Source organism: Ferrovibrio sp. (assembly GCF_017994015.1).
Classification (GTDB): Bacteria; Pseudomonadota; Alphaproteobacteria; order Ferrovibrionales; family Ferrovibrionaceae; genus Ferrovibrio.
The window spans coordinates 1-9241 of sequence record NZ_JAGOLP010000088.1; the positions used below are offsets into that span (position 1 = coordinate 1).

Below are 9241 nucleotides of genomic sequence, written 5' to 3' on the forward strand. Positions count from 1 at the left end.
TTCGGTGGAATTTGCCCGCAAGTCGCTGATGTCGAATGTGCGGCCCAGTTTCTACGAAGTGGAAGAAGCCACCAGCAAGGTGCAGGCGGTCTAACCGGCGGAGGCTTTGTTATGGCTGCCGCCGATGGCGAACGCCCCATCATCATCAAGAAGATCAAAAAGGGTGTTCACGCGGCCCATGGTGGCGCGTGGAAAGTGGCCTATGCCGACTTCGTGACCGCGATGATGGCGTTTTTCCTGCTGCTCTGGCTTTTGAACGTCACCACCGATGAGCAGAAAAAGGGCGTGGCGGATTATTTCTCGCCGGCCTCGGTCAGCCGCAGCTTTTCCGGCGCCGGCGGCGTGATGGGCGGCCGCACCATCATCGAGGATGGCGGCAAGATCAGTTCCTTTGGCCTGCCCACTATGATCGTCGGCCCTTCTTCGGAAAAATCCGATCAGCCCGACCAGCCGCAATACGATCAGAAATATGAGGATTCGCGCCGCCCGCCACCCTCGCCCGGCCAGCGCGGCGAACTCAGCCCCGACCCCACGGATCGCAATCAATCACCGGGTCAGGGGCAAGGCCCTGGCCAGTTCAATCAGCAGGGCCAGATTGATGCGCAGGCCGCCGCCGAACGCCTGGCTGAAGTTGAACGCGAGAATTTCCAGCAAGCCGAAGAAGCCATCCGCCAGGCCATAGCCGACAATCCGCAGCTTTCCGAACTGGCCAAGCAGATCGTGTTTGACACCACGCCGGAAGGTTTCCGCATCCAGCTTGTGGATCAGGAACAATCCTCGATGTTCCCTTCGGGCAGTTCGGCGATGAGTGATAAAACCCGCCGGCTGATGCAACAGGTGGCGCAGGCGGTTTCAAAATTGCCCAACAAGCTGGCAATCAGCGGCCATACCGATGCGCAGCCGTTCCGTGGCCAGGGCAATTATTCCAATTGGGAACTTTCCACCGACCGCGCCAATGCCAGCCGGCGTGCGCTGATTGATGCCGGCGTGCCTGCCGAGCGCATTCGCCAGGTCACCGGCAATTCCGATCAGGACCCGATGATCAAGGATAATCCGCTTGATCCGCGCAATCGCCGCATCGCCATCCTGGTGCTGAGCGATGTGAAAAAGGTCAACGCGGCCGAAGGCAGCAATGGTGGCGGCACACCACGCCCGAATACGCCGCCCACATCGCGCAGCGTGTTGCCGCCGCCGCCGCCGCCGCCGCCGCCGGGCCTGAACGGGCCGAGCAGCAACGGTGGCATCCGCATCCAGCCGTCACGCTGATGCGCAACGACCTGCCAATTCGCCGCCCTTTCGGATCGTCCCCCGATTCCGATCCGCCGCCCTTTGACGAGGCGGAATTTGCTGGCGTGGTGCCGCGCCGCGCCTTTGCCTATCTGATCGATCTGGCATTGATCAGCTTTTTTGGCATCCTGCTTGGGCTGGGCGCCATTATGCTCGGGCTGATCAGCTTCGGCCTGCTGACGCTGCCGGTGGCCACTCTGCTGGCGCTGTGGCCCACTGCCTATCACACGCTGACTATCGGCGGCCCCGCTTCTGCCACGCCCGGCATGCGGCTGTGCGGCATCCAGGTGCGTGTCTGGCATGGCGGCCAGCCGGGCTATCTGCAAGCATTGCTGCACACGGTGGTGTTTTATGTCTCGCTCGGCCTCACCTTCGGCCTGATCCTGGTATTGCCGCTGTTCCATAATCGCGGCCGCTGCCTGCACGATATCCTGTGCGGCACCATGGTGGTGCGGACCAAAACAAAATCCGTTCTGGTCTGATCAGACATTTGCGCTAACATACTGGCAAGTCTGAGCCGGGAAACGCATAATAAGGCTGCATGAAACATCGCCTGCAAATTCCGTTGCGGCATTTCTTCGCCACGCCGCCCACGCCCTGCCCCTATCTGGCCGGCAAGCTGGAGCGCAAGGTGGTGACCCTGCTGGCCGGCGAAGACCCGGACAGCCTGCATAATGCCTTGAGCCAGGCCGGCTTCCGCCGCAGCCAGGATCTGGCCTATCGCCCGGCCTGCGAACAATGTAATGCCTGCGTGCCAGTGCGGGTGCTAGTTGAGGCTTTTCGCCAAAGTGATGGCCAGCGCCGCATCTGGCGCCGCCGCAATGGCATCATCACCCGCCGCCTGCCGGCCTATGCCACACGCGAGCATTACATGGTGTTTCGCCGCTATGTCACGGCGCGGCATGAAGGCGGCGGCATGGCGGATATGGAATTCGCCGATTACCGCGCCATGGTGGAAGACAGCCCGGTGCGCACGGCGCTGACCGAATTCCGCTTTGCCGATGGCCGGCTACTCGGCGTATGCCTCACCGATGCGATGCAGGACGGCATTTCGCTGGTTTACAGCTTCTTCGATCCGGATTTTGACCAATCCAGCCCCGGCACGCTAATTATCCTGTGGCATATCGAACAGGCCCGCGAGCAGGGTCTGCCCTATGTCTATCTCGGCTATTGGATCAGCGAGAGTCCGAAAATGGCCTATAAAAGCCGTTTCCAGCCCTTGGAGGCCCTGACCCCGGATGGCTGGCAGATGATGCCGGAAGCTGTTGAGAATACCTGATTTTTTATCTCGGCCGGCAACAGGCCGGCGGCTTTGGCCTGTTAATTTCCTATATTCTTATGATTATTTTGTTGCGCCGGGCTTGGCATTGAAGCCCATCAGCCTGTATGAAAGCCGCCAAAGGTCGGCATCCGCCAGGGGGGCGCCGCGCTCCGGACAATGCAGCCGGGCATCGGTGAACTGTGTATGTTGCCAATCGTGCTTTTGCCCGGCTGCCGGGCTTTGGCTGCACCCCTCCCCTGAAATTGTGATGTTCGTGTCCGTTGTGCTTCGACGCGCCATGCGGCGCCCAAGGTAAGGATTGGAATTGTGAACGCCATTGCCCTGACCGTGCGAGCGATCAGCGCCTTCAACGAGTTGCTCGGCCGGCTTTTCTCCTGGTTCTCGCTGGGGATCGTGCTGGTCTGCTTCTCCGTGGTGGTGCTGCGTTACTTCTTCAACACCGGCTTCGTCTGGATGCAGGACCTGTATGTCTGGATGAACGGCATCATGTTCACCGGCATTGCCGGCTATGTGCTGATGCGCGAAGGCCATGTAAGGGTGGATATTTTCTACCGGCCGGCAACACTCCGTCGCAAGGCCATGATCGACCTGTTCGGCACCTTTGTGTTTCTGCTGCCCTTCGCTTTCGTAGTCATCTACTACAGTTGGAATTATGTCCGCAGCTCCTGGGGCATCTCCGAGCAATCCGGCAATGCCGGCGGTATGCACGGCCTATATGTGCTGAAATCCTTCATCATCGTTTTTGCCGTGGTAATCGCCTTGCAGGGTATCGCCGCAGCGCTGCGCGCGCTGCTGGTGCTGGCAGACAAGGAGGATTTGCTGCCTGAAAACCTCCGTTACAAGACGGAGGAATTGTCATGAGCGGCATTGTCATCGGTGAAATTCTTGCCGTTTTGATGTTCTTCGGCATCATCGGCGTGCTGATGCTTGGCTATCCGGTGGCCTTTTCGCTTGCCGGCACCTCGCTGATCTTTGCCGTAATCGGCTGGGCGCTGGGCGCCTTTGACCCGTCGAATTTCGGCGCCATTGCCAGCCGCTATGTTGGCAGCATGACCAATGAAGTGTTGGTGGCCGTGCCGCTCTTCATCTTCATGGGCGTGATGCTGGAAAGCTCTAAAATCGCCGAGCAGCTGCTTACCACCATGGGGCGCCTGTTTGGCAGCCTGCGCGGCGGCCTCGGCCTTTCCGTGGTGCTGGTGGGTGCGCTGCTCGCCGCCTCCACCGGCGTGGTTGGCGCCACCGTGGTCACCATGGGCCTGCTCAGCCTGCCGGCGATGATGCGCGCCGGCTATGATCCCAAATTGGCTACAGGCGTGATCTGCGCCTCCGGCACGCTGGGCCAGATCATCCCGCCCTCCACCATCCTGATCTTCATGGGCGACATGCTCGCCGGCATGAATGCCCAGGTACAGATGGCCAAGGGCAATTTCGCCCCTTCGGTGGTTTCCGTTGGCGACCTGTTTGCCGGTGCTTTCCTGCCCGGCCTGCTGCTGGTGTCTTTGTATGCCGGCTGGGTGATCTTCAAGGCGATCACCGATCCTAAAAGCTGCCCAGCACTGGAAGTAACCGCCGAGGAACGCCGCACCCTGGCCCGTGATGTGCTGGTGGCGTTGATTCCGCCACTGGTGCTGATCGTGGCAGTGCTCGGCAGCATCCTGGGCGGCATCGCCACCGCAACCGAGGCGGCCTCGGTTGGTGCCATCGGCGCGGCGGCTATGGCTGCGGTGCGCGGCCGGCTGAACATGGATGTGCTGCGGCATTCGGCACGCTCCACCGCTGAAATCACCTCGATGGTGTTCATCATCATCTTCGGCGCTTCAGTGTTTTCCATCGTGTTCCGCATGATGGGTGGCGATGCGCTGGTTGAGGAATTGCTCAAAAGCCTGCCTGGCGGCCAGATCGGTGCGGTCATCTTCGTGATGGCGCTGATGTTTGTGCTTGGCTTCATTCTGGATACCTTCGAGATCATTTTCATCGTGATCCCGATCACCGCGCCGATCCTGCTGGCGATGGATGTTGATCCGGTCTGGCTGGGTGTGATGGTGGGCGTGAATCTGCAAACCAGCTTCCTCACCCCGCCCTTTGGTTTCTCGTTGTTCTATCTGCGCGGCGTCGCACCCAGCAGCATCAAGACCAGCCAGATTTACAAAGGAATCATCCCCTTTGTCTGCTTGCAGGTGGTGGCGATGGCGGCACTCTATGCCTTCCCGGAACTGGCCACCTGGCTGCCAAATGTGATCTTCAAGTAAGCTCGGGCTGAACAAAAAAGCCGCAGCGGCTAAAACCGCTGCGGCTTTTTTTTATGAAAGATCGCCAACGAAAAAGGGCCCGCCTTGCGGCGGGCCCTTCCCGTTAAACCGGATATCCGGCTTAGAGCTGGAAATACTTCTCGCGAGCCACCAGGAACGGGCTGTCCGTGCCGCGGGTGCGGGTACGCAGCACTTCAAGCGCCGCGATGAAGCTCTCTGCGGTCTTCTTGGTCAGGGCATCGTCGCTGTTGCGCACGGCGGTGATGACTTCCTTGGCGGCAACGCCACCGGCCTTGAGGATTTCCTCAGGGAATTGCAGCGCCTTCACGCCATGCTTCTCCACCAGGGTCTTCAGCGCCACCGGATCGTTGGCGTAGAAGTCAGAGGCGGTGTGGTCGTATTCGGCCTGGCAGGCATTCTCAACAATCGCCTGCAAATCCTTCGGCAGCGCCGCGAACTTGCTCTTGTTCACCACGGCTTCGGTCGCCAGACCCGGCTCGATAAAGCTCGGGAAATAGTAGTTCTTGGCAATCTGATGGAAGCCGAGGGCCAGATCGTTATACGGGCCGACGAATTCAGCGGCATCCAGCGCGCCGGATTGCAGCGCCTGGAAGATTTCGCCCGCCGCCAGGTTGACCACGGTGGCGCCCAGCTTTTCCCAGGTCTGACCGCCCAGGCCGGGGGTGCGGAACTTCAGGCCCTTGATATCGGCCACGCCGGTCAGTTCCTTGCGGAACCAGCCGCCGGCCTGGGTGCCGGTGTCACCCGACAGGAAGCCCTTGACGCCGAACTTGTCGTAGATTTCGTCCCAGATCTGCTGGCCGCCCATGAAGCGCACCCAGGCCGCCAATTCACGCGAGGTCATGCCGTATGGCACGCCGGTGAAGAACGACAGGCCACGGCTTTTGCCCTGCCAGTAATAGGCAGCGCCATGGCTCATTTCTGCCGAACCCTGGATCACGGCATCGAGCGCCTGCAAGGCGGGCACCAGTTCACCAGCGGCGAACACGCGCACATTCAGGCGGCCGCCCGACATGTCGTTGATGCGGCGGGCCAGACGCTCGGCGCCAACGCCCAGGCCGGGGAAATTCTTCGGCCAGGTAGTGACCATGCGCCATTCGATGCGACCCTGCGACAGGGCCGGGGTCGGGAAAGCAGCAGCGGTGGTGACAGTGGCAGCGGCGCCGGCAAGCGCAGCGCCCTTGATGAAATTACGGCGTTTCATTGTTAGGGTATCCTCCCAAAAGTGTGGTCAACATATCACACTGTTGACGCTGGCCGGAGTTTGGCAACTTTAACGACGCCCGGCAAGTGCCGATCCCCTCAAGCCTCGGGCAAACCTACTTTTTTTCATCTTGCACCGGCGCTGCATTGCACACAGGCTGTTCATTTCCGACTGGCTGCCTGCTGGTATAGTCTGATGCCGGTGAGACAAGGTTGAGGGCATGGCAATTCCGATGCTTTTTTCAGCGGCAACTTTTTTAGCCATGGCGAATCAGGCCAAGGCGGCGCCCGCATGACGGTGCGCGGCAAGCTCGCGGCCGCCTTCGCGGTGTCGGTGCTGGCCGCTGCCGGCCTGGGTATCGCCGCCCTGCTGGCGCTGTGGAGCGTCGGCGAGTTGGTGGTGCGGATGTATGACCAACCGCTGATGACGATTAATTATGCCCGCTCGGCGCAGACCAGCTTTGCCGTGATGGAACTGGCCAATCGCGAATTTGACTCCCGCGACGCCGCCCGCGTGGCTGAACAGATCGAAAGCCTGAAGGCGCGTAACGACGATTTTCTGGGCGACCTGCAAATCGCCGAAGAACGTGGCTTGTCCAAGGTGATCCACGATCTGGCGGTGGATATCCGCAACCTGGATGCTGAATGGCTGGAAGCCGCAGAAAGCGCGCTACGCAAGCGCGGCAGCCGGGTTGACCTGGAAGCCGCCATCCATCGCCGCGAGGATAGTGCCAAGGCGATCCTGGAAAAGCTGGAAATCCTGACCCAGACTTCGGCCGCCGATGGCTTTGTGTTCCGCATGGATGCCGAGGCGGCGGTGGAGCGCGCCAAGCAGCGCACCCTGATGGTGATCGCCGCCCTGGCGCTGGTGATCTTCGGTGTGGCCTTCCTGCTGATCCGCGATATCGTTGCGCCGCTCAATGCCATGACCCAGGCGATGTTCCGCCTGGCCGGTGGCGAGCGCGACCAGGAGCCGCCGCATATGCAGCGCCGCGACGAGCTGGGCCGCATGGCGCGCTCGCTGGGGGTGTTCCGCCAGGCCATGCTGGACGTGGAGGAAGCGCGCGAAAAGGCCGAAGCCGCCACCAAGGCGAAATCCGAATTCCTCGCCATGATGAGCCATGAGATTCGTACACCGATGAATGGTGTGCTCGGCCTCACCCGGCTGCTGCTGAAAACCGATCTCGACCGCGAGCAGACCGATCTGGCAAATACCGTGCTGCAATCCGGCGAGGCCCTGCTCACCATCCTCAACGACATCCTGGATTTCTCCAAACTGGAAGCCGGCCGCATTGATTTGGAACAGATCGATTTTGATCTGGCAGCCCAAGTGCGCGGAGCGGTGAAGCTGATGCGCTCGCGTGCCGACGAAAAGGGCCTGCAACTCGGCTTTGATATCCCGGTGGATATGGCGCCTCATCATAAGGGCGATCCAGGCCGACTGCGCCAAGTGGTGCTGAACCTGATCGGCAATGCAATCAAATTCACCGAACAGGGCCGTGTCTGGGTAGCTGTTAGCCGGCTTGGCCCGGCGCAAACCGGCAACGGCGACCACTTGCGTTTTGAAATCCGCGATACCGGTATCGGCATTGCGCGGGAAAATATCGGCAAGCTGTTTGGCAGCTTTGCCCAGGCTGATTCTTCAATCACGCGGCGTTTCGGCGGTACCGGCCTGGGGCTGGCGATCAGCCGCAAGCTGATCGAAGCGATGGGCGGCCGGATCGGTGTAGATAGCAAAATCGGTGAAGGCAGCTGCTTCTGGTTTGAGCTTGATCTGGCTGCCGGCGAAGCCCCGCGCAGTGCAGAGGCTCTGGCGGCAGAACAGGCGCCGCTGCCCGCTCTGCGCATCCTGGTGGCCGAAGACAACCCGGTGAACCGGCGGGTAATCGGCGGCATGCTGGCGGAAGGCGGTCATAAGGTCGAATTCGCAGTCAACGGCCTGGAGGCGGTGAGCAAGGCGCTGAGCGATGATTTTGAACTGGTGTTGATGGATGTGCATATGCCCGAGCAGGATGGCCGCGCCGCCACCAGGGCGATCCGTGCAGCCGGGGCCAAGCTGCCCATCATCGCCGCCACCGCCAGCCTAAGCCCGGATGGTATCCGCAGTTGCATCGATGCCGGCATGAACGACTATGTGGGCAAGCCGATCCATCCGGCCGCGCTGGATGCGGCGATCCGTCGCGTGCTCGGCATGGGCGATGCCAAACATCCACCACCGCCGCTGCCTGCAGCCCGACCGGCTACTGACCAACCGTTTGACGACAACGCACTTGCCCAGCTTGGCAATGATCTTGGCAATGAGATCGTGGTTGAATTGATTGACGCGTTCTTTGAGGCGGCAGAACAGCTTGCAACGGATTTTGCAAGCCAGGAACAAGCCCGGGACTGGGTAGCAATCGGGCTTGGCGCCCATAGCCTGAAAAGCTCGGCCGCCAGCATGGGCCTGCTGCGGGTGCACCATAAAGCCGAATTGCTGGAAGAAATGGGCCGCAGCGGCAATGATACACAGGCCGCCGTCACGCTGGCCGATTTACGAAACGACTTGCAAGACGGCCTGGAATGGTTAAGGAACAAGCGCGGGGAATTTGCTTGAGCAGTCGACTGGGATAGCAGGATTGATGCTGGAAGATACCAAAGTGCCGGGCTTTGAGCGGCTGCGTGTGCTGCTGGTGGAGGATGATGCCTTTGCCCAGCGGCTGGCCACCGCCGTGCTGAGGCAGCTCGGCGTCACCAACCTGGTGGTGGTGAAGGACGGCCAGGCTGCAATCCAGCAGCTCAGCTATGAAGATGCGCGCTTTGACCTGATCATTTCGGACTGGAACATGCCGAATGTCAGTGGCCTTGACCTGCTCAAACATGTGCGCAGCACCTGGGAGAACATGCCGTTCCTGATGCTGACCGGCAATGCCAACGAGGAATTTGTGCGCACCGCCCAGGCCAACAAGGTGGATGCCTATGTTATCAAGCCGTTCTCGCCGGCCCAGTTGAAGCAGAAAATCATGGTGATGTTTCGCATTAAGCCATCGTAAACCTGCCATGCCGCACTATCCTGGCGCGTTCCGTCTATGCAGCCAGCAAGCCGCCTAGGGTATCGAATAAGATGTGGCGTAATGTCGTCAGACGCCTTGCCGGCAGCAAGCCGGCCACCGAGACCGGGCCATCGCCGCGGGACCGGGAACGTGTTGACCGCATTCTGAGC

At 60.7% G+C, this 9241-nt stretch carries 8 protein-coding genes; 7 read left to right on the top strand and 1 reads right to left on the bottom strand.

From position 1 onward, the window contains the following. The first annotated feature begins 111 nt into the window (after positions 1-111). The 5 genes from KBB36_RS19865 (at position 112) to KBB36_RS19885 (ending at position 4818) form a co-directional block, all read left to right on the top strand. Positions 112-1266 carry a flagellar motor protein MotB gene (locus KBB36_RS19865; protein ID WP_290985270.1) on the top strand — a complete coding sequence of 385 codons (1155 nt, stop codon included), beginning with the start codon at positions 112-114 and terminating at the stop codon, positions 1264-1266. Further along, positions 1266-1769: an RDD family protein gene (locus KBB36_RS19870; protein WP_290985273.1), complete on the top strand. Its 504-nt coding sequence runs from the start codon at positions 1266-1268 to the stop codon at positions 1767-1769. The genes KBB36_RS19865 and KBB36_RS19870 overlap by 1 nt, the downstream gene beginning before the upstream one ends. A gap of 59 nt (positions 1770-1828) precedes the next feature. Beyond that, entirely contained in the window at positions 1829-2566 is a 738-nt protein-coding gene (locus KBB36_RS19875) for an arginyltransferase (RefSeq protein WP_290985276.1), read from the top strand. A 309-nt stretch (positions 2567-2875) separates the two neighbouring features. Then, positions 2876-3430 (top strand): TRAP transporter small permease subunit, encoded by a 555-nt coding sequence (locus KBB36_RS19880; protein ID WP_290985279.1) that lies wholly within the window; start codon positions 2876-2878, stop codon positions 3428-3430. Next, positions 3427-4818: a TRAP transporter large permease subunit gene (locus tag KBB36_RS19885; protein ID WP_290985282.1), complete on the top strand. Its 1392-nt coding sequence runs from the start codon at positions 3427-3429 to the stop codon at positions 4816-4818. The genes KBB36_RS19880 and KBB36_RS19885 overlap by 4 nt, the downstream gene beginning before the upstream one ends. A 121-nt stretch (positions 4819-4939) precedes the next feature. On the opposite strand, the gene KBB36_RS19890 is transcribed toward KBB36_RS19885, so the two are convergent. Further along, complete coding sequence (locus KBB36_RS19890; RefSeq protein WP_290985285.1) at positions 4940-6043, bottom strand: TRAP transporter substrate-binding protein; 1104 nt, start codon at positions 6041-6043, stop codon at positions 4940-4942. A 291-nt stretch (positions 6044-6334) separates the two neighbouring features. Here KBB36_RS19890 and KBB36_RS19895 point away from each other — a divergent pair, with 291 nt between their 5' ends. Further along, complete coding sequence (locus tag KBB36_RS19895; protein ID WP_290985288.1) at positions 6335-8635, top strand: ATP-binding protein; 2301 nt, start codon at positions 6335-6337, stop codon at positions 8633-8635. Positions 8636-8660: 25 nt separating this feature from the next. Next, a complete protein-coding gene (locus tag KBB36_RS19900; RefSeq protein WP_290985290.1) occupies positions 8661-9071 on the top strand; it encodes a response regulator in 411 nt (136 codons plus the stop codon). Positions 9072-9241: the final 170 nt, after the last annotated feature.